Here is a 21,024-nt window from a genome sequence, read left to right on the forward strand (position 1 = left end):
TCATCTCCGCTGAAACTCGGGACTCATCAGCATCAGGGCCAAGCCCTGCGCGCGGCTTTCGGCCCGCTGGATGGCGGTGGCGGTGTCCGCCGACATGGCGTCGCCTAGAACCGCCTGGGCGAACTCGCGCGGGTCGTCGGGGCCCTGGGCCTGCGCTGCCATCAGCTCGGCCGCGTCCAGCCGATTGGTCATGGCATCGGGCGCCAGCCAAGTCGCGGCATCGTCGGGAAAGCCCGCAGGTGACGGCGGGTCCCACAGCGGTTGCCCCAAATCGCGCAGCATGGCCATGACCCGGCGCGGGGGAAGGTCGAGATCGAGCGCCCGCACCGCCGACCAGACGAATTCCTGCGGCGTGCGCAACTTGCTGGCCGGCGCAGACCAAGCGCTATCGGCGGTTACAAGGCTGATCGCCAGCGCCTTAAGGTCGCCGTCAGACTGCACGAACACCGTGGCCAGCCGATCGATCAGTGCGGGGTCGGGCGCATCAGACACAAAATGCCGCGCGAACTTGGTGGCAATATGCAGGGCCGTGGCACGATTGGCGGCAAGGTCTGCCAGCACGGCTTCGCCCTGCGCCAGGCCCGGCTGCCGGTACACTGTGCCCAATACTGTTTGCGGTCCTGGCTCATGGGCCTGTCGGCGAAACAGAAACTGACCATAACTATCAACCTGGCGCGGCTGTGCACCGATGCTCCAGCCGGTCAGCACCTTGGCCAGCGAGGTTACATCCGCCTGGGTGTAGCCGCCATCGACGCCCAGCGTATGCAACTCCATGAGCTCGCGCGCATGGTTCTCGTTGAGCCCCCTGACTTGGCGTTCGCCGAGCTGCGATTCAGGACCGACCGATACTGCGTTGTTGAGATAGGTCAGCATCGCCGGATGCTGGGTTGCCGCCAACGCCATGGCACCGAACCGGCCGAGCACATGCGGGCGGATGGCCTCCCGCTCGAAAGCGCCGGCCAGCACACGGACCACTTGGTTGGCGCCGGCCTCGACGGCGAAGTGATTGGTCCAGAACGCCACCAGGCGCTCCACGAAGCCGATGTCGGCCCTTTTGACCGCGCGCAACCGCGCCTTGCCCTCTACCTGCGCAATCTGCTGGATCGAGAGGCCGGTCGTCGTCTCCACAGACCCCGCACCCGTGGACGTCCCGTCCATCGGCATGGTGTCCGCAGACTGTGCAGACTCTTGCCGGGCCTTGCGGCGGGCGGCCTGAATGAGGCGAACGGACTTGTACAGCGTGGGGCTGTCGGATAGCTCCGAGCCCACCACCTGCCCCGCCGCTTCATCGTTCAGTTCAGCCAATAGCGCGGCGCGGGGGTCCGATAGGCCCACCAGATCTCCCTGGCGCGGTCCGAGGCCGAAACGCGAAAATGCAGTGGTTGCGGATGAAATCGTCATGGTCTAGTCCTTCTGGGACTTTGAAACGCAACGGATTTGACGCGAATCCAGTTGCAGACCTACCCTACCAGTCAGAGACTGACCCTGACCTGTCCATCAGATGACTATTTGGTAAGATGGCCCGGCGGGGCAACCTCATCGTGTGGGGGCACGGGATAACGGTGTTGGGTGGACATGGGGTACGGGCCTGGGCGTTGCCGTACACTTGTGGACACCGCGCTGCTCTGTGCGGCCTGTACATCCCATTGCTTTAGCGACGGTAGGAGTGCCTCATCCTGTGGATGGTCACTCACCGGAGGGCTCAACCCGGTAGTCCCGTGCCCCCAGTTTTCTCCCACGGCGCCGATCAAGAGGCGCAACGTGCCGAGCAGCCCGATATCACATTATGCGACGTCGAGCCGATCCATGTTCCCGGCTCGATCCAGCCGCATGGCCTTTTGCTGATTGCCGATGAGCGTACGCTGCGGGTTACCGCGGGGGCCGGCGATATCGAGGCACGCTTGGAACCGGACTGGCTCGGAAAAGCTCTAGATGATCTGTTGCGGCAGGATATCCGTGGCCTCCTTGAGCCGGTGGAACACTCCAGTGCCAGCGCGGTAAGCCTCGTACAGGTGCGTGGCCAAACGGAAACATTCGACGTGTCGCTTTATCGCTCTAGCGACTTGATCCTGGCCCAACTCGAGCCGGCGCCGCAGCAGCCCGCGGCCTCGGGGGGCGTGCTGACCCTGCTGGACAACGCCGGCATGAAGTTTGCCCGCGCCGCGGATATCACCAGCTTATGCCAGGACGCGGCGTTGCTGTTTCGCGAGCTGACCGGGTTTGACCGGGTCATGATCTATCGCTTCCTCGATAGTGATGCCGGATGCGTCATGGCTGAAGCCCAGGCGCCAGAACTTCATTCGTTCCTGCACCATCATTTCCCGGCCTCCGATATCCCGCGCCAGGCCCGGGCACTTTATGTGCGCAATCGTGTTCGGGTCATTCCCGATGTCGCCTATGTGCCGGCGATCATTCGACCGGCAACGGCCGGACATCAACTAGTCGACCTGAGCGATGTCACTCTGCGCAGCGTCTCGCCCATCCACATCCAGTATCTCAAGAATATGGGGGTTGGTGCTTCGGCCTCGGTGTCCATCGTCAAGGATGGGGTGCTCTGGGGCCTGGTGGCCTGTCACAATATGACCCCTCGCAACCTGACCTATGACGTGCGCATCGCCTGCCGCGCGCTGGCCAGCAGCCTGTCACGCCAGATCAGAGCCAAGGAAGAAGCGGAAAACTATCGCGAACGTCTGCGCCTGCGCAGCGCTGAAGATGCCATCGTCGCCCATCTCGACCGGCACGGCCCGCTCGACCAGCCCGACCCGGCAACGCGTGAGGACATGCGGCAAATGCTGGGAGCCGAAGGCTTTGCCACAGTCCGCGGCCAGCAGGTCGAGCTGACCGGCATATGTCCCACGCCCGAACAGGTGCTCGACCTGGCCGCCTGGCTCGACAGCCAGACCCGGATCGAAGCATTTCGGACCAATACCCTGCCGGCGCTGTTCCCGGCTGCGGAGGCGTATCAGGACCGCGCCAGCGGCGTACTAGCCATTGCCATATCGAGCGATGAAGCCAGCCTCTTCATCTGGTTTCGGGTCGAACATCTTCAGGTCATCGAATGGGCCGGCAACCCGCATAAGGCGGTGCCGCGCGACCCCAATGTTGCGCTCACGCCCCGGGCCTCTTTCGAGGCCTGGAGCGAAACCGTGCGCGGCAAATCCAGACCCTGGACCTTGGCCGAGGTTGAAGCTGCTCACCGACTACGCAATGCTGTATTCGAGGCGCGGCAAAACCGGCGCCTGCAAGACCTCAATCGCGACCTGGCCGCGACGCTGGCCGACAAGGAAAGCCTGCTCCGGCAGAAGGATTACCTGGTCAAGGAGGTCAACCATCGTGTGCAGAACAGCCTGCAACTGGTGTCGTCCTTTCTCAACATGCAGGCGCGCTCGGTCAACGATGCCGTTCTGAGCGTGCAGCTCGACGAGGCGCAGCGACGCCTGTCAGCGGTCGCGCTGGTTCACAAGCGCCTGTATCGCGACGACAATTTTGAAACTATCGATCTGGGTCGTTACCTCGAAGAGCTGTGCCAGGATATCCAGGGCTCGATGGGCGATGGTTGGCAGAAGCAATTCACGGCCAATTTCGCCCCGGTACTGATTTCCGCCGACCGGGCGATCAATATCGGCCTAGTGCTGACCGAGTTGATTATTAACGCCAATAAATATGCCTATGCAGGCTTGCCCGGGCCGCTGTCGGTGAGCCTCGAACAGCATCGCAGCCGTTTCACTCTTGTCGTTGCCGACAGGGGCCAGGGCGATCACAAACCCGGGGCGGGTTTTGGCACGCGGATGATGAAGGCGATGGTCGATCGGCTTGGGGGTACAATCGCCTACAATGAGGCCAGTCCTGGCCTGCAGATCGTCATCACCGCACCGATCGAAGAGACCGGTGTTTGACTGGATCAGGCGACGGCCAAGCCCTCCTTGGCCGCGCTCTGCATATAGAGATCGAAAGTCCGGCTTGCGCCATCGATCATTTCGTCGTGCCAAATCTGCTGTTGATCCAAAGCCGCCGCGTCAATCGCGAACAGCAAATCACGCCATTCGCCTTTCAAGTGAACAGCGCCGAGATAACTTGTAGGCATGGGCCGACTAACGCGTGCGGCCAACACGCCGCCGCCAAGCCGCGATCCTTCGGCGACATAAAGCATGCCGAACAGGGCTGCGGCGCTAAAATGGTCACTTAGGCCCATTGCTTCAGGCCAGGTGGCTCCGAGGGCGGCAAGATCGGAAGCAAGACAGCCTAATCGCGTCCGGAACCGTGGGAAGCCGGCGGGCGCCGTGGCCAAGGCCAATTCAATGGCGCCAAGCGTCCGCGCATGAGCGCTCAGAAAACTCATGTAGGAGCGGCGATCACTCAGGTCGAACCTGGCAAATGCGGCATCGACCTGCTCATGCTTTTGAATTGTCGCTTCTCGCAGCAGCGCGTGGGCAGCAATCATCCTGTATCCTTGCGACCATGGGGCCGCTGGTAACGAGTTATCACGTTTCGCGAAGTCCGGGTCTACTTCCGGTCGGATGGACCGGCGCATCCCTGAACTACGAGGTCATGTTGTCGATGGGCAACTCGACTCGAGCTTGGGTGCTGGAACGTCATTTTGTAAGACACTGAGTTGCTGAGCGAGCGGGCCATACACGCCACGCGTGCCCGCTTCGTCCACTTGCTCCAGCAGACCATTCTGGCAAGGCCGATCATCATCCCACCCGAGATGGTTGAGAATAGGGTAGAGGCAGAGCCCTTCCATGGGCACACCCTTGCGGCGCGCCAGATCGGCTTCTGCGGCGACATAGGCCAACCAGGATGCTCTGCGGTCGAACTCGATGCCGGTTTCGGCCAGCAGCATGGGGCGACCGTAGCGGCCGTGGATTTCCATCAGCAGCCGGTGCAGCGGGCGGTATTGGGCATGGCCGATATCGATCGGGGGGCCGCCATGGATCCACTGATTGTTGAAGTAGTAGTTGACCCCGACGATATCGAGCAGGTGCGGCGCACCGCCGAGTTGTGGCCAACTCAGGCCGGCCAGCATGTCCCAGGCCTGGTATTGTGCCTGCCGGTGCCCCTCGGCCGCCCAGAAATCGCCTGGCCGTTCAGGCGCCGTGACAACGTTGATCGCCGGATCGGCATGCACGAACCGAGCACGAGGATCGACATCGAGCACGGCATGCATGGCGGCGATCGAGGCGCGGACCAGTTGCACCTTGACCTCGAACCCACGCCCGTGGGCGAAGGGATTGAGATATTGTGCGTCCCCGCCGCCCCAAGCGGTGAAGGAAATCTCGTTGACCGGGCAATAGAACGGGACGGCATCGCTATGGTCCTTGATCACCTGCGCGGCTCTGCCGGCAAAGCGGGCGAAGCGGGTGACGAAACCGGGCTGCCAGACATCGAGATCATCGGGCCAGCCATAATGGAGCAGATCCCAGATTACCTGCGTGCCGCTGGTTTGCGCGGCGGCGAGCATGGGCCGGAAACTGGACCAATCGAACGCGCCTGGCGTGGGCTCGATAAGATGCCAGCGCAGGCCGTCGCGGACCGTGGCGATGCCGAAGCCCCGAAGTTGGCGATAATCGGCCTCGGCGCGGCGGTCGTGTTCGCTCGACGCGATGATGTCGAGCCGCCTGCCGTTTCGCAGGCGATGGGTGGAACACTCGAAGCCGCCCTGAAACCAGGACTGGAATAATGCGGGTGCCGGTGCTGGGGCCTGTTCGGCCAGCACGGCATCGAACAGGGCCTGCCATTGGGGAACAACGACGGTGACGCTATAGGTGGTGGCGACCTTGGCGCGGAGCGCGCTGCCGAGCACTCGGCCAAGCGCTGGTTCGTCCAGAAGGCGCAGCATGGCGGCGGCAACGGCTTCGGGTGCCTCATGGGGAACGAACAGGCCCGATACGCCGTCCTCGATCTGCTGGGTCGAACCATTGTCGGCGGTGGCGATGACAGGCAGGCCGGCGGCGCCGGCTTCGGCGATCACGTGGGGCATGCCTTCGCCGCGCGAGAGCCAGGTGAAGATATCAAGGCCTGCTAAGAGTTGCGGAATATCCTTGCGGTCGCCGAGAAAGCGCAGGGTTCCCTCGAGTTGTCGCGCGAGGGCCAGGAGTTCGAGCTTTTCGGCATACTCGGGCATGAAGGCATCGGGGCCGCCGATGACGAGGAAGCGAACTTCGGGCCGCTGGCGGTGGACAATGGCGGCGGCTTCGATGAAATCTTCGACGCGTTTTTTCGCATCGAGACGGCCGACCCAGCCGACGACCGGTATACCCTCGGGAATGCTCAAAGCGGATCGCATTTCGGCGCGGTCGTCTTTGCGGTATTCGCTCAGGTCCACCATGGACGGGATTTCGACGGCCTGGTGCTCGCGGCCGGGCATGTTAGAGGCGGCCGCGTCGCGGATGGAGCGGCAGACGCCGACATAGCGATTGGTGAAATGCTTGGGGCCGGCCAGAGCTTCGGAGACAAGGCCACCATGCTCGATCAGCGGTGGGCGCTGGTGCGCGCGCTCCAGCGCGGGATAGATATCGGCGACGTTCTGGCAAGAGACGACGAGGTCATAGGTCGCGACCTTGCGTGCCAGATAGGCGACGGTTTCCTCGAACGTCATTTCATAGGGCACGGTGTCGACATCGACGCCCATTGCGCGCAATTGGGCATGGGTCTGGTCGGGCATACCCGGCTTGCGGAAGCAGGCGACAACGTCGATGCGATAGCGGCTGGGATCGAGGTTTTGGGCCAGCAGACGAACTTCGGTTTCTTCGCCACCGACGACCAGCCAGGCGAAGACGAACAGGATCCGCGTGGGTTCGCTGGTCAATCGGCCACCTTGAAAACGATCTGGACGAATTCGGGCCGGGTTTCGACGAGTTCCTGCAGGAATGCCGGGCCATCGGCGAAGGGCACGATATGGGTAATCATCTCGCGGATGACGGCGGCACCTTCGTCGCGCAGTAGGGCGATGGTTTCGTTAGCGAGCCGCTTACGGTCCCATTGGTGAGCGAGGCCGCGGGGGACGCGGTTGATCTGAGCGCATTTGAGCGACAAGCCATTGTGGTGGAATTCTTCGCCGAGGCGGAGCGCGTCGGCACCGCCCTGGTAGAAGGCCAGGTCGATCACCGTGCCTTGGGGACGCAGGGCGCGTAACGCGGTGTGAAGGCTGCCCGCATGGGCGCGGGTTTGGAACACGAAATCGGCGCCGCGATCGGCCCCGCTGTGCCACTGGCTGCGCGCATGTTGCCAGGCTTGTTCTTCATCCATGGCGACGAGACCAAGCGCCTCGATGCGCTGGCGGCGATAGAGCGAAGGATCGGCGACCACGACGGCGGAGGCGCCGGCACGGCGCGCGAACAGCGCAGTCATCAGGCCAACGGACCCCGCGCCGATGACGAGAACCGGGCGGCCCTCGACCCCCTGCCCCAGCCGCGTCACCTGGCTACCGAAAATTTCGGCATCGGCGTGCAGGATTCCATTGGCGGCAATCGGACCCATCTGCGCGACAAAGATGCCGAGCAGCGGATCGAAGCCATCGGGCAGCGGGACCAGCACATCGCGCGCGGGATCGGCGGTATGGCCGGTTTTGTGTGCGAAGGCCGTGGCAACCACCTGCCCCGTGGTGAAAGCGGGATTACGGCTGTCGACGACGCGGGCGACTTCCATATAGCCGAGAAACGGCACGGGGTAGTTCAGACTCGGCTCGCCGGCCACGAACACACCGCGATCGCCATCCCAGCGTGAGTGAAAATAGGGATTGGTGTGTTTCATGAAAGTCAGTTCGGTCCCGGCGGAAAAGCCGGAATAGAGCGTCTGCAGGCGCACCTGCCCCTCGGGCGGGGGGCCTTCGACGTAGTCGATGATGTAGGCCTGGCCTTCGCGCTCGATGCCGAGCGACTGGATGGTCCGGTCACTCATGAGGCGCGACCAGACGAAGCGAGGATATCGATGGCCCGGCCTTGCTGGGCGGAGGCGGTGATCGCCAACGCCACGCGATGGGTTTCGAGCGCTTCGCCATAGGGGCAACGGATGCGATTGACCTCGCCCCTGACGGCGTCGATGAAGTCGCGATCCTCACGCCAGACCGGGTCGCCTTCGGCGTGGCGGACGGGCCGGCCGGCGCCGACATCGACCATCAGGTCATGATCGGTCAGTTCCAGCGCTAGGCCCTCGCCAAAGAGATGCAGGCCGACGCGATGCCCCCAGTTGAGCAGGCAGGTCGAACCGATATTGCCGATGGCGCCGGAGGCAAACCGCAGGCTGGCGGTGCTGACCGTGGGCACATCGAGGCCAGGAAAAGCGGCGCGGTCGGTGTGGCCGGCGAGGCCGAAGACCTGGGCCACGTCCCCCACGAGATAACGTGCCAGATCAATGATGTGGGTGGTCTGCTCGACCATCTGGCCCCCGGACTGGTTTTGGTGCCACCACCATTGCGGCGGCGGCGTTTGATCGAGCCAGTAGCCGGACAGCAATTGAGCTGGACGCTCCGCGAGCAGCCGCCTGGCCTCGTCAACCGTATCGAGATAGCGCCAGTGATAGCCCACGGCGGAAATGAGCCCCGCCGCGGAAATTTCGCGAGCCAGCGCATCGGCCAGATCAATATCCAGCGAGAGCGGCTTTTCCACGAAGAACGGCAGCCCACGCGCAATCACTGCGCGTTCGGCGTCGCCATGGGCGAAGGGCGGAATGCAGATATAGACGGCATCGAGGCTGGCATCGTCGAGGAGCGGCGTGTGATCGGGGTAGGCCCTAGCGCCGAAGCGGGATGCCGCCGCGACCGCGCGGTCAAAATCGGGGTCGGCAAAACCAACGAGGTCGACATCGCCGAATTGTTCGAGCACCCCGAGATGGCGCTGCGCGATGCCGCCGACGCCGATGAAGCCGATGCGGGTCTTGCTCATAAGTTGGCGCCTTGTGTGAATGAGGTGGGAAGCCATGGCGCATAGACCTCGGCGGTCTGGGCGGCCATGCGGGCGGCGGTGAAGTGCTCGGCATGGCGAGCGGCCGCCGCCACGGTCGCAGCGCGCGCGGTTTCTGGCTCGGCCGTGGCCCGGAGGATAGCGCGGGCAAGCGCCTCCGCATCGCCGGGCGGCACGAGGAAGGGATGGGCGTCGCCGATTGCTTCGATGGTTCCGCCAATGGTGGTCGCCACGACGGGGACCGAGGCGGCCATGGCCTCCAGCACGGCCAGCGGCAGACCCTCGAAATGGGACGGCAGCACGAACACGTCGGTAATTGCCATCATATCGGCGATATCGTCGCGGTGGCCGGGGAGGATGAAACTGTCGGCGAGGCCAAGCTTGGCGATGGCGGCCTCGATATTGGCTTGTTCCGGACCGCTGCCGACCAATAGGAACTTGGCTTTCGGGTTGCGCTGCAGGACTGCGGGCGCGGCGGCGACCAGAACGTCGTGTGCTTTTTGCGGTGTGAACCGGGCGACGGTGAGCACAATGGTGTCGTCAGCCAGAAGGCCGAATGTGGCGCGCAGTTCCGCTGCGGACGCGGCGGCGGGGCGGTGAGCAATGCCATTGCGGACGACGGTTTGTCGTCCACCGCCCTGCCCCGCGTGGGTATCGAACACTGCTTGCGAGACGGCGATGCGGGCATCGACGGACTGCAGCATGGCGCGGTAGGCCGCTTGTTGCACGGGGCTGGTCAAGAGGTAGGGAAGATGTTCGGTTCGCACGACCGGCAGGGCTGAGGCCTTGCCGTGGCGAACGAGATCGTGGCCCTCCCAGCCGATACCAGCATGAACATGCAGCAGGGAGGCACGGCTTGAACGCAGCCAGTGGGTGAAGAGGTCGAGACGGTCCAGGTCGATCGCCTTGATGCGGAGGCCACGCCGGGCCGCCCGGCCGAGGAAAGCCATGCCGAGCGCGCGGTTTGGGCCGGCCAGGACGATCTCGAAGCGCTCGGAAAGCGCCTCGCCCAGCGTGATCATATGTTCGCCGAGGCCCGACGGATCCTGGCTGTCGGTGGCTAGCACGATCAAAGGGCTCACGCGGACACCGCCGGCCCACGAGACAGTTGCGGCTCCGCCAGCCGACGATAGGTCGCCAGCGCCTGGCCCACCACCTGGTCCATATTGTAATAGCGATAGGTGGCGAGGCGTCCGACGAAACTGACCTCGGGATGCTCCTGCGCCAGCGCGGCGTAGCGCTTGTAGAGCGCGGCGTTTTCCGGCCGCGGGATGGGATAGTAGGGGTCGCCATCGGCCTGTGGCGTCTCGTAGCTGATGCTGGTCTTGCGATGCACCTGACCGGTCAGGTGCTTGTACTCAGTGATGCGCGTATAGGGCACGGCCTCATCTGTGAAATTCACCACTGCCACCGGCTGGAACCGGCGCTGGTCGAGCGTTTCATGGCGGAACGCCAGGCTGCGATAAGGCAAGGGGCCGAAGCGGTGGCCGAAATATTCGTCGATGGGTCCAGTGAAGATGGTGTGTGCCGCCAGCGTGTCCGCTGGCAGATCCTTGAAATCGACGCCCAGTTGCAGATCGATATTGTCGTGGTCGAGGATGTTTTCGAACATGGCGGTGTAGCCGTGCAGCGGCATGGCCTGAAAACGATCAAGAAAATAGCGATCGTCGGTGCTGGTGCGGGTGGGGACGCGCGCGGTGACGGACTTGTCCAGCTCGCTCGGGTCCAGCCCCCATTGCTTGCGGGTATAGCCCTCGAAAAACGTCCGGTAGAGCGCGGTGCCGACCTGATTGACGACCACGTCGCGCGAGGTGCGGATGGGATCGACCGGTTCGGCGCGGGCTTGCAGGAATGCCTGGGCCGAGGCCTCGTCGCACAGATCGGCATCATAGAGTGCGTTGAGCGTGGTGCGGTTGATCGGCATGGGCACACGGAGCTCACCCACCGCCGCCAGCACGCGATGCTCATAGGGCCGCCAGGCGGTGAAGCGGGAGAGATAGTCGACGATGTCGTCGCTATTGGTGTGAAAGATGTGGGGGCCGTATTTGTGCACGAGAATGCCGGCGGCATCATAGTGATCGAACGCATTGCCGCCGACATGATTGCGGCGGTCGCAGAGCAGGACACGCTTGCCCGAGCCTGCGGCCAGGCGCTCGGCCAGCACGCTACCCGCAAAGCCTGCACCGACGATGACGTAATCATAAGCCTTGGCGCGGCCGGGCCGGCGGATCGGCGGGGCCGGCAGGATGCGATGTTCGCGCTGCACCGCGTCGCTCAACAGGGCGTCTATACGGCGGAAGCTTTCGTCCCACGACATGGCTTTGAGCTTGTCGTCGACATCGGGGAGATAATCTATCGGCTTCAGTGCGAGCGCGGTTTCGCAGGCGGCTATGAATTGGGCGGGCGTGCCGGCAATTTGCACCGCGGCGAGACCGGCATAGCCCGCCACGACGTCGGCGATCGGGGTCGAGACGACCGGTAGGCCAGCGGCGAGATATTCCGGCGTCTTGGTGGGGCTGATGAACCGGGTTGCTTCATTGATGGCAAAGGGCATCAGCGCGACATCCCAGCCGGCGAGATAGGCGGGCAGCTCATCATAGTGGCGTTGGCCGATGAAATGCAGGTTGGGCGCCGACGGTAGGTCGGCGTGGCCGATCTTGACCAGGGGACCGACCATGATCAGCGACCAGTCCGGGCGGGCGTGGGCGACTTCGGCGAGGAGATTCAGGTCGATGCGTTCGTCGATGACCCCGTAGAAGCCCAGCTTTTTGCCGGGCAGCGCGGCGACGTCAGCGGCCGGCGCTATACCGCCACGCACCGTGGCGAAGTGGGCGATATCGACGCCGGATGGAAAGGCATGGATATTGTCGTGGCGATCACGCCGCGCGGCATAAAGGCTGGCGCCCCCGGTCAGCACCAGATCGGCGCGCTGCATCAACTCGGCCTCGAGGTCCTTGAGGCCCGGTGGCGCGAAGCGAAAATTGGCGAGTTCGTCCATGCAGTCGTAGACCACGGCCGAGGCTTCGAGGTGGCGGGCGAAGGCGAACATGGCGGGGCTATAAAACCACAGGATGGGCCGCACGATGTGGTTGAGGCGAACCATCACATCCAGCAGTTGCGCGAGCGCCGCAGTTCGCCGCGGCTCATCCCAATCGCGCGGTAGGCGTGGCCGCACGGCGACAATCTGCGTCCCGTCGAAGCAATGGTATTCGAGATAAGCGGAGTGATGCTCGGTCGGGATGTATTCCTCGACGAAATACACTTGGCGGGTCCTGCCGACGCGGTTCATCAGGTGCTGCGGTCGCTGCAGCACGAAATCCCACCGCAGGTGGGAAAAGCAGATCAATGGGCCATCGGCGAGACCGCCGGTGCTGTCGAACTGATCAGACGAGATTTGCTCGTTCAAACTGGCCTCCTATGGTGTTGGGATGAGTGTGAGTGGCCTCCATTGGCGCGATATCGCCGATCACGGCGGCCAGCTTGGCCATGGAGTGGGGATAGCTCCAGCGATCGAGCACCGCTTGGCGCGGCGCGAATTGCTCGCTGTCCAACGCGGCGAGGATGGCCTGGTGGAACGTGTCGGCGGGGGCAACCAGCCCCGTTTGCGGCAGGATGTATTGCAGGCCGCAGCGCAGTGCTGCATTGGCGACTACGGGCAGGTCGGCCAGCATGTATTCGGTCAGGATCGCCGGCGCCCCGTCATTCTCGCCGCACACGACTCCGACCTTGGCAAGGTTCATCAGCCGATTGACTTCGGCATGGGGCACGCCGGGCGGCCCGACGAAATCCACATCGAGGCCGCGCGCCGCAGCGTCCTCCCGCAGGGCCTGTCCATTCTCGCCATAACCGATGACGCAGAGCGCTTTGAGCGGTCGCTGGGCCCGCGCCAGCGCGTCAAACAGGATATCGTGTCGCTTATAAGCTTGGGCGGCGGCAACGTAGATCACGTCATAGGGCTTGGGTCCTGCAATGGGGAAGAAGGTCTCGGGCGCTGCGAATTCGGGACCGATCGGCAGGACGGCGGTCGGCATGCCGGGGTGGCGGGCTTCGACCTCATCGCTCTGCCATTGCGCGCCGGTCAGTACCAGATCGAAATGCCGACTGACTGCAGGCGGGACGCGCAGCGCGGGCACGTCGATGGAATTGTAGATAATGACGCTATCGGCGCATGCCTCAAGCAGCGCCTCGGACACGCCCAGTCCCCAGACGCAGAGAATGCGGGGCGCGCCGTGCTCGCGGATAAAGGCCAGCATACTTTCGGAGTGAAAGGGTGCATCCCGGTCCGGCAAAGGAAACGCCCGGCGCATCAGCTGCGCCGCCGCGTCGAAACTGGACGCAATAGAGGGCCCGTGATGGTGGTGCCAGATTTCGGCACTGTCGGCCAAACCACAGATCACAACAGCCAACGGCAAACGTTCCAGATAGCCTCCAGCCACTGAAGGAGTGCGGGTTACCCAATCCTTCTGTGGCCAGCCGTCATTATCGAGGAAAGTTGATCGTGCCTCGACTAAGTCGCCGATCACAACCGGAGAGGCGTGAGGGATTTGACATTATAGCTCCGCCGTTGCACCGCGCGGGTGCTCAGCTGGGTTGAATTTGCTATTGCGAGAGATTGCGCAGTCAAACGGTGAGCTAAGCGTGAAGTTGCGTGTACAAAACCGAACAGAGCGTACCTAGACTCGCTCCACGGCCTAACCCGTTCCACGCAACAATCGGGGACGCAAAGCCTTGTGCGGACGGGCCCATCGGTCGCGGAAGTTTATCGTCGCAACCAGCACATCTCTTGCGCGCGAAGATGTTCATCCAGGTCTATACGCGCATACAAGCCAACCGTCGTAAGGCTACCGGCCCCCCCGGATATACCGTCTAACCGAGCCGGATTGACGGATTCCCCGGATCGACTAGCTAACGGGCCAAGCCCAACCAAGCTGGTGGCAATCGCCCATTGAGGGAATAAAGAAAACGCCCCAGCCGCTGGCGCAGTCTGGGGCGTCCCGTGAGGATGGGTGTGACAACAACCGAACGGTACAAATGAACCGAATTCCGACGTCATCGGTTCCGTCAATTCTCACCTCATTTTGGCAGATAAGCCGATCCCTTCACCGAAAGATCGCCGCCCCAAGAACAAGCGTCCACCTACATGAAGAGCACTGTTGCACGCCCGATCTCGGGATGAGTGACTGCAGACGAATGACTGGCGTTTCGTAACGGCTGGCTGATCGCAACCATGGCAACCAGCACGGTGTCGGGGTTGGATATTGAGCGTGCGTGACGAATGAATGTCTATTCATTCCGGCGACAAACAGCCGAAATTGTTCAGCCCTCTGGGGTTGAGGGCGCCACCCTCAAAGCATGCAGGTGCGAGGCGCCGCATGGGAGGCTACAACGAGTGCAGCCGTGCAATCGCCTTTTATCAGCCATTACAGGCCCAAGGTCAGCTGCCGTTTGCGGCGATCGAGTCCCAGCACATCGCTGTCAGGTGTTCGCGCTCGGCCAGGGCCATGGGCTTGGGATTGAAGCGCCGGTGCTTGAGCGTGTTGCGGATGGCGCCGCGCACGAAGCTCGACATCAGTGCCGGCGGGCCTGCCCGCACCACGCCGGCTTCTTGCGCGGCGGCCAGCATATCCACGGAATGCTTGGAAAAAGCCCCAAAAATATCCTGCGCCTCGCTGAGCGTCACCAGGGGATTATTGGTAAGATAGTCGAACAGCCGCGCCCGCTGCGGGTCTTCCCAGATGAAATCGATGTATTGCGCGATGTAATGGCGGACGCGATCGCGATGCGCGGTTTCCGCGTGATGCTCGACGACGACCCGCTCCGTCATCACCTCGGCGACGCGCCCATAGACCCCACGCACCAGGTCTTCCTTGGAGGCAAAGTAATTGTAAAGCGAGCCCGTAGCGACATTGGCTTCCTCGGCAATTGCCGACATCGAGCACTTGAGGCCGTTGTCCACGATCAGTCTGGCCGCGGCCGCAAGAATGCGTTCGCGCTTGTCGAGCATCGAATCCATCGTCCGAATGAACCTTCATTCACCTGTCACACGCGCAAGCTACCGATGACCCTGTTCTCTCGCAAGGCCCATACGGAATATTCCGAAGTCCTCGTGAACGCTCCCAATCGGGCCGGATCCATCTGGCCGCGGCAACAGGAAGACGCCATGTCCGATCTTTTTACTTTCGTTCACCTGACCGACCTGCATGTGGGCAACCCGCTGGTCGAAGACGCCCATCTCTTTTCCGACACCACCACGACGCTGTCGGCCATCCTGGCCGCCGTGAAGTCGCTCTCGCCCCAGCCCAAATTCATCGTAGCCAGCGGCGACCTGACCAATCAGGGCGATATCGGCAGCTATGAGCAGCTCAAGCGCCTCTTGGCCGAGTCGGGCGTTACGGTGCCCCTGCTCTATGCGCTGGGCAATCACGACCGCCGCGACGGCTTCTATCAGTCCATGCTCGGCCGCACTGACAATCTCGACGCCCCCTACGACCACGCCGAAGTCATCGATGGCCTCCATGTCATCGTGTTGGACTCGAGCGTTCCCGACAAGGTCGGCGGCGCCTTCGAAGCCGGCCAGCTCGATTGGCTGAAGAACGAGCTCGATCAGCATGCCGACCTGCCCAAGCTGCTGGTCATGCACCACGCCCCGGCCATCGACACCGACAATCCAGATATGGAATGGGAAGCCCTCAGCTTCGCCGACACCGAAGCGCTGCGCCAGGCCGTTGCCGGCAAGAACGTCATCGGCATCCTGTCGGGCCATATCCACTATGATCGCGTGTCCAACTGGTACGGCATTCCAGTCGTGGTTGGCATCGGCCAACACGCCGCCACCGACGTGACCTGGCTGCATGAAGGCATGCGCATGGTTTCGGGCGCCTCCTTTGCCATCGGCACCGTGCGTCCTTCTGGCCTCACCATCACCTTCGCGCCCCAGCCTTCCGAGCGCCGCGAACTCAACAGCTTCACCTGGGCCGGCATGACCGAAATGCTCAAGCACCACGAGGCCGAGCGCGCCGCCACGACCGCTGCCGCGGCCGAATAGACCGTCCCAAGGAACCAGCTTATGAACCGCAAGTCCTTCCTGAATGGCGCGATCGCTCTGCTTGCGACCGGCCTCAGCACCGCCGCCATGGCTCAGGCCATTCCGGCCACCGTCGACCAGCCCGTGACCATCACCTTCTACAACTACAACCTCGCCTCGGCCGGTATCGGCGCTGAGGCCACCAAGAAGCTGATCTCCGAATTCATGGCGGCCAATCCGAATGTGACCGTGGTCGGCGTGCCCTATGCGTCGGCCGATGCCAGCCGCATCCAGGCCGATCTCGCCGCCGGTCAGCCGGTCGATCTGGTCCAGACCGTGTTCAGCGACCTCGATTTCGCCGTGACCAATTTCGGCGCCCAGGCGCTCGAAGACATCGTGCCGGCCGATGAACTGGCCGCCCACTTCGAAGGCATGTCGCCCAACGGCCTCAAGCTCGGCGTGCTGAACGGCAAGACCTATGGCCTTGCCTACACCTTCTCGACCCCAGTGCTGTTCTACAATGCCGATATCTTCAAGGCTGCCGGGCTCGATCCCGATCAGCCGCCGACCACCTGGGAAGCCGTCAAGGCCGACGGGATGATCATCAAGGAAAAGACCGGCGCGCAGGCCTTCTCGGCCGGCATTACCGGTCCCGGCGCCGCCGACTGGCTGTTCCAGGGCGTCGTGCGCTCCAACAATGGCGAAGTCATCTCCCGCGATCGCAAGACCCTCGAGTTTGCCGAGCCCGCATCGGTGGAAGCCGTCAGCATGCTGCGCGACCTGGTCGATAGCGGCGTATACGAAAACCTCGACATGAACGGCACGCTGGAAAGCATGGCAGCCGGGAACCTGGCCATGTACCTGCAGACCAGCGCCCTGCAGGGCGCCCTGATCGCCGGCTCGACCGACAAGTACGAGTTGCGTTCCTCCACCATGCCCAGTTTTGGCGACAAGCCGGTGCGTCCGAACAATTCGGGCAGCGCGCTGACCATCCACACCAAGGATCCGCTCAAGCAGCGCGCCGCGTGGGAACTGATGAAGTTCCTCACCTCCAAGCACGGCTATACCGTCATCACCTCCGAAATCGGCTACCTGCCGCTGCGCACCGATATCGTCGATGATCCGGCTTATCTCGGCGACTGGGTCAAGGCTCACCCGCTGGTGCAGCCGAACCTGAAGCAGCTCGCCGTGCTCGAGCCGTGGGATCCGATGCCGGGCCCCAACTACCGCCAGATCGTCAAGACCATGATGGACGGCGTCGAAATGGCCGTGTTCGGCGGTGCCGACGTCGCCGAAACGCTCAAAGCCGCCCAGGAGCAGGCCCAGGCTTTGATGCCCTGATCCAGTGAGCCGGTCCGCTCTCCCTGGCGGGCCGGCTTTCCCATGTTTGCACGAGGTCCAACATGAGCGAAGCGAGGCTTCCTCTCAAAACCGCAAGGCCCGCGCGACGACGCTCCGGCGCTAGCGGCATTTCGCCCTGGCTCTATCTGGCGCCGGCCATCATCACCCTCGTCGTCTGGATCTACTGGCCGCTGGTCGATGCCTTCCGCCTGAGCTTTTACGAGTGGAACATGCTGCCGACATCCGAGCCGGTCGCGGTCGGCTGGAGCAACTACACCAAGATTTTCGGACTGCCCAAATTCTGGCAGGCCATCCGCAATACGGTGCTCTACGTGGTCGGCCTTTTGCCGCTCGCGGTGCTGATTCCGCTGGCCATTGCGATCTACACCCACGATCTGCCGGCCCGCTCGCGCAACCTCTATCGCGCCATCATCTTCGTGCCGATGATCATCGCCCCGGTCGTAGCCGCCGCTGTGTGGCGCTGGTTGCTCGATCCGGGCCACGGCCTGGTCAATGTCGTCATCAAGACCTTCGGCTTCGATCCAGTTAAATTTCTGAGCGACCCCAAAGTCGCCATCTGGACGGTGATCGCCATTACCGGCTGGAAGCTGATCGGCTTCTCCACCCTGATCCTGTCGGCCGCCAATGCCAATATCAATCCGTCGCTGATCGAGGCCGCCCGCATGGATGGCGCCAGCAAGTGGGAAGTCATCCGCGATATCCGCCTGCCGCTGCTGTCGGCATCGATCCTGTTCCTCGTGATGATGACCATCCTGCTCGGGGCGCAGTGGAGCTTCACCTATATCAACGTACTGACTGGCGGCGGCCCGCTGGGCTCCACCACCAATATCTACCATCTGCTGTGGGATTTCGGCTTTTCCAACATGTCGGTGGGCTGGAGCTCGGCCTCGGCGGTGATCCTGTTCCTCGGCTTCGGCGTGCTCGCCTTCTTCCTGTTCCGCCTCACCGACAGGTATTCGTTCCATGACAATTGAAGCCGTCGCCCGCCCGATCGGGCTTGCCAAACCGCGCCTGCGCAAGAAGACCGCCGAGAATACCGGCCTCAACAGCGCCGCCGGCCACGTGGTCATGGTGCTGCTGTCGCTGGTCTGCCTGCTGCCGGTCTATTGGATGGTGGCCACTTCGCTCCGGCCCGCCAATGCGACCTTCGAGACCAGCCTGTGGCCGACCTCTATGTCGCTGGACAACTACGTCTATGCGCTCAACTCCATCCCGATCGTGCGGATGCTGATCAATACCGTCGTAATCTCCAGCGTCGTGACCGTGGTCCAGTTGTTCACCGGGCTGCTGGCTGCCTATGCGTTCGCCCGCTGGCGCTTCCGCTTCGACAAGCTGGTCTATACGGCCATTGCCCTGACCTGGCTGGTGCCATTCCAGGTGGTGATGATCCCCAATTACCTGCTGGTCGCCAAAATGGGGCTGCTCGACAGCGTCGTGGCGCTGATCCTGCCGCACTTCGCCTCGGCCTTGGCTGTCATGCTGCTGGCCCAGTCGATGCGCGGCTTCCCCAAGGAGGTCATCGAGGCGGCGCGCATGGATGGCGCCCGCTCCTGGCGGATTCTGTGGGAAGTGCTCGTCCCCAACCTGCGCGGCACCATCGCTTCGCTGGCGATCCTCATCTTCATCTCCACCTGGAATGAATATTTCTGGCCGCTGCTGCTGAGCCGGACGCCCGAGAACAGCGTCATCCAGATTGGCATCCAGATGTTCATGACCTCCGAGGGCACCGCCTGGGGGCCGCTGATGGCGGCATCCACGATGGCCAGCCTGCCCATCCTCATCATCTATGTCGTCCTGCAGCGCCAGGTCGTCCAATCGTTCATGAAATCAGGAATCCGCTGATGCAAACCCCGTTCAAGCGCCACCTGCCGGTCAATGGCACCTTCAACATTCGCGACCTGGGCGGCTATGCCACCGCGGAAGGCGAAACCCGCTGGCGCCGCGTGTTGCGCGCCGATGGCCTGCATCGCCTCGACGAGGATGGCATGGCCACGCTGGTCAACGAGGGCGTCACCACCGTCATCGATCTGCGTCATTCGGGCGAGTTGGTCCACCAGCCCAATCCGTTCAGCGCCAATCCCGCCGTCGCCTACCATAACGTCTCCCTGTTCGACAGCCTCGCGCCCAGTCTCGATCATGATGGCGACGTGCTCTACGCGCTTTACGTTATGGCGTTGGCCGAACGGCAGGGCGCGATCAAGCAGGTGCTGACCATCATCGCCGACGCCCCCGAAGGCGTGGTGCTGTTCCACTGCACCGCCGGCAAGGACCGCACCGGGATCATCTCGGCGCTGCTGCTGGCCATTGCCGGCGTGCAGGCGGAACTGATCGCCGAGGATTATAGCCTCACCGCTGACATGATCGCCCCCATGGTCGAGGACATCATCGCCGATGCCGTCAGCCGCGGCGGCAATGTCGATCAGTTCCGCCCGATGCTGGCTTCGAATTACGAGACCATGGCCGCCACCATCAATCATATCGTGGGCACCTACGGCTCGCCTGACGCCTACCTGTCCCAGCATGTCGGCCTCGACGCCGCCACCATCGAGCAGTTGCGCGACCGCCTGACGGGAGAGGCATGATGGGTCAGCTTTCCCTTTCGGGCCTCAAGAAGACCTATGACGGCAAGCAGGTGCTGCACGGCATCGATGTCGAGATCGCCGATGGCCAGTTCGTGGTCATCGTCGGCCCCTCCGGCTGCGGCAAGTCCACCCTGCTGCGCATGATCGCCGGCCTCGAGGACATTACCGAGGGCGACATCACCATCGACGGTATCGTCATGAACGATATCGATCCGGCCGATCGCAGCTGCGCCATGGTGTTCCAGAACTACGCGCTCTATCCGCATATGAGCGTGCGCCAGAACATGGCCTATCCGCTCAAGATCGCACGCCTGCCCCAGGCCGAACGCGACCGCCGCGTCGCCGAGGCCGCCGCCATCCTCAACCTCACCGAATATCTCGATCGCCGTCCGGCGCAATTGTCCGGCGGCCAGCGCCAACGTGTCGCCATGGGTCGCGCCATCGTGCGCGAGCCGTCGGTGTTCCTGTTCGACGAACCGCTGTCCAACCTCGACGCCCTGCTGCGCGTACAGATGCGCATCGAGATCAAGCGGCTGCACAAGCGCCTCAAGGCCACCTCGATCTTCGTCACCCACGACCAGGTCGAGGCCATGACCCTGGCCGATCTGCTGATCGTCATGAATGGCGGCCGCGTCGAGCAGATCGGCACGCCGGCCGAAGTCTATCGCAACCCGGCCTCGCTGTTCGTCGCCAGCTTCATGGGCGCCCCGGCGATGAACCTGGTTCCGGCCACGGTCCAGCCCAACGGGCATCTCGCCTTCGATATCGCTCCGCAGCTCAACCTGCCGCCGGCGGCCGAACTCGGCATCGGCACCAAGGTCATGCTCGGCATGCGGCCCGAAGCGGTCGCCCTGTCACTCGATCCCGCCCATGGCCTGCCCGCCACAGTCGAGCTGGTCGAAGAACTCGGCGGCTCGCGCGTGGCCTATTGCCGGATCAAATCGCTGGAACTGGCCGTCGTCCTGCCGCCCGGCGACGAGGACTATGAAGGCCGCCAGGTCTTCCTCGATTTTTCCAGCAATGCCTGGCACGTCTTCGACGTCGCCACCGGCATGCGCCTCGCCCTGCCGGTTGGCGATAGACCAATCAATCAGTCCAGACGCAGCCTGGTATCCGCCTGACCCGCGATTGCCGGCTGAGTGAGAGAGTGGCCTGA

At 63.2% G+C, this 21,024-nt stretch carries 13 protein-coding genes and 1 pseudogene; 7 read left to right on the forward strand and 7 right to left on the reverse strand.

Annotated elements, in window-relative coordinates; all coding sequences use genetic code 11:
• The gene (locus tag ABIB57_RS01280) at window positions 1-1,401 is read right to left on the reverse strand and encodes a DUF1800 domain-containing protein (protein ID WP_354038040.1); all 1,401 of its coding nucleotides are present in this window, start codon (window positions 1,399-1,401) and stop codon (window positions 1-3) included.
• Between the two features lie 317 nt (window positions 1,402-1,718).
• Between ABIB57_RS01280 and ABIB57_RS01285 the strand changes: the two genes are divergently transcribed.
• On the forward strand, window positions 1,719-3,896 hold the full coding sequence (locus ABIB57_RS01285; RefSeq protein ID WP_354038041.1) for a histidine kinase dimerization/phosphoacceptor domain -containing protein: 2,178 nt from the start codon (window positions 1,719-1,721) through the stop codon (window positions 3,894-3,896).
• A gap of 5 nt (window positions 3,897-3,901) precedes the next feature.
• Here ABIB57_RS01285 and ABIB57_RS01290 read toward each other — a convergent pair whose 3' ends face one another.
• From ABIB57_RS01290 to ABIB57_RS01325, 6 genes and pseudogenes are all read right to left on the reverse strand, one after another.
• Window positions 3,902-4,441 carry a biliverdin-producing heme oxygenase gene (locus tag ABIB57_RS01290; protein WP_354038042.1) on the reverse strand — a complete coding sequence of 180 codons (540 nt, stop codon included), beginning with the start codon at window positions 4,439-4,441 and terminating at the stop codon, window positions 3,902-3,904.
• A gap of 105 nt (window positions 4,442-4,546) precedes the next feature.
• Window positions 4,547-6,808, reverse strand: coding sequence for a glycosyltransferase family 4 protein (locus tag ABIB57_RS01295; protein WP_354038043.1), 2,262 nt, complete (start codon window positions 6,806-6,808; stop codon window positions 4,547-4,549).
• Window positions 6,805-9,922 (reverse strand): annotated as a pseudogene (locus tag ABIB57_RS26805) (glycosyltransferase). The gene ABIB57_RS01295 and the pseudogene ABIB57_RS26805 overlap by 4 nt, the downstream one beginning before the upstream one ends.
• 56 nt (window positions 9,923-9,978) lie before the next feature.
• On the reverse strand, window positions 9,979-12,189 hold the full coding sequence (gene glf, locus ABIB57_RS01315; RefSeq protein WP_354038735.1) for a UDP-galactopyranose mutase: 2,211 nt from the start codon (window positions 12,187-12,189) through the stop codon (window positions 9,979-9,981).
• Window positions 12,190-12,283: 94 nt separating this feature from the next.
• Window positions 12,284-13,297: a glycosyltransferase gene (locus tag ABIB57_RS01320; protein ID WP_354038736.1), complete on the reverse strand. Its 1,014-nt coding sequence runs from the start codon at window positions 13,295-13,297 to the stop codon at window positions 12,284-12,286.
• Window positions 13,298-14,334: 1,037 nt separating this feature from the next.
• Window positions 14,335-14,904, reverse strand: a complete 570-nt coding sequence (locus tag ABIB57_RS01325; RefSeq protein WP_354038047.1) for a TetR/AcrR family transcriptional regulator — start codon at window positions 14,902-14,904, stop codon at window positions 14,335-14,337.
• A gap of 156 nt (window positions 14,905-15,060) precedes the next feature.
• Between ABIB57_RS01325 and ABIB57_RS01330 the strand changes: the two genes are divergently transcribed.
• The 6 genes from ABIB57_RS01330 to ugpC all read left to right on the forward strand — a co-directional run bounded on the left by ABIB57_RS01330 (window position 15,061) and on the right by ugpC (window position 20,989).
• Entirely contained in the window at window positions 15,061-15,945 is an 885-nt protein-coding gene (locus tag ABIB57_RS01330) for a metallophosphoesterase (protein ID WP_354038048.1), read from the forward strand.
• 21 nt (window positions 15,946-15,966) lie between these two features.
• Complete coding sequence (locus tag ABIB57_RS01335; protein ID WP_354038049.1) at window positions 15,967-17,265, forward strand: ABC transporter substrate-binding protein; 1,299 nt, start codon at window positions 15,967-15,969, stop codon at window positions 17,263-17,265.
• A 62-nt stretch (window positions 17,266-17,327) separates the two neighbouring features.
• Window positions 17,328-18,260: a carbohydrate ABC transporter permease gene (locus ABIB57_RS01340; protein ID WP_354038050.1), complete on the forward strand. Its 933-nt coding sequence runs from the start codon at window positions 17,328-17,330 to the stop codon at window positions 18,258-18,260.
• Window positions 18,250-19,128, forward strand: a complete 879-nt coding sequence (locus tag ABIB57_RS01345) for a carbohydrate ABC transporter permease (RefSeq protein ID WP_354038051.1) — start codon at window positions 18,250-18,252, stop codon at window positions 19,126-19,128. Before ABIB57_RS01340 ends, ABIB57_RS01345 begins: the two co-directional genes overlap by 11 nt.
• The gene (locus ABIB57_RS01350; protein ID WP_354038052.1) at window positions 19,128-19,868 is read left to right on the forward strand and encodes a tyrosine-protein phosphatase; all 741 of its coding nucleotides are present in this window, start codon (window positions 19,128-19,130) and stop codon (window positions 19,866-19,868) included. The genes ABIB57_RS01345 and ABIB57_RS01350 overlap by 1 nt, the downstream gene beginning before the upstream one ends.
• Window positions 19,868-20,989, forward strand: a complete 1,122-nt coding sequence (ugpC, locus tag ABIB57_RS01355; protein ID WP_354038053.1) for a sn-glycerol-3-phosphate ABC transporter ATP-binding protein UgpC — start codon at window positions 19,868-19,870, stop codon at window positions 20,987-20,989. Before ABIB57_RS01350 ends, ugpC begins: the two co-directional genes overlap by 1 nt.
• Window positions 20,990-21,024: the final 35 nt, after the last annotated feature.

Source organism: Devosia sp. UYZn731, assembly GCF_040546795.1.
Taxonomy (GTDB): Bacteria; Pseudomonadota; Alphaproteobacteria; order Rhizobiales; family Devosiaceae; genus Devosia.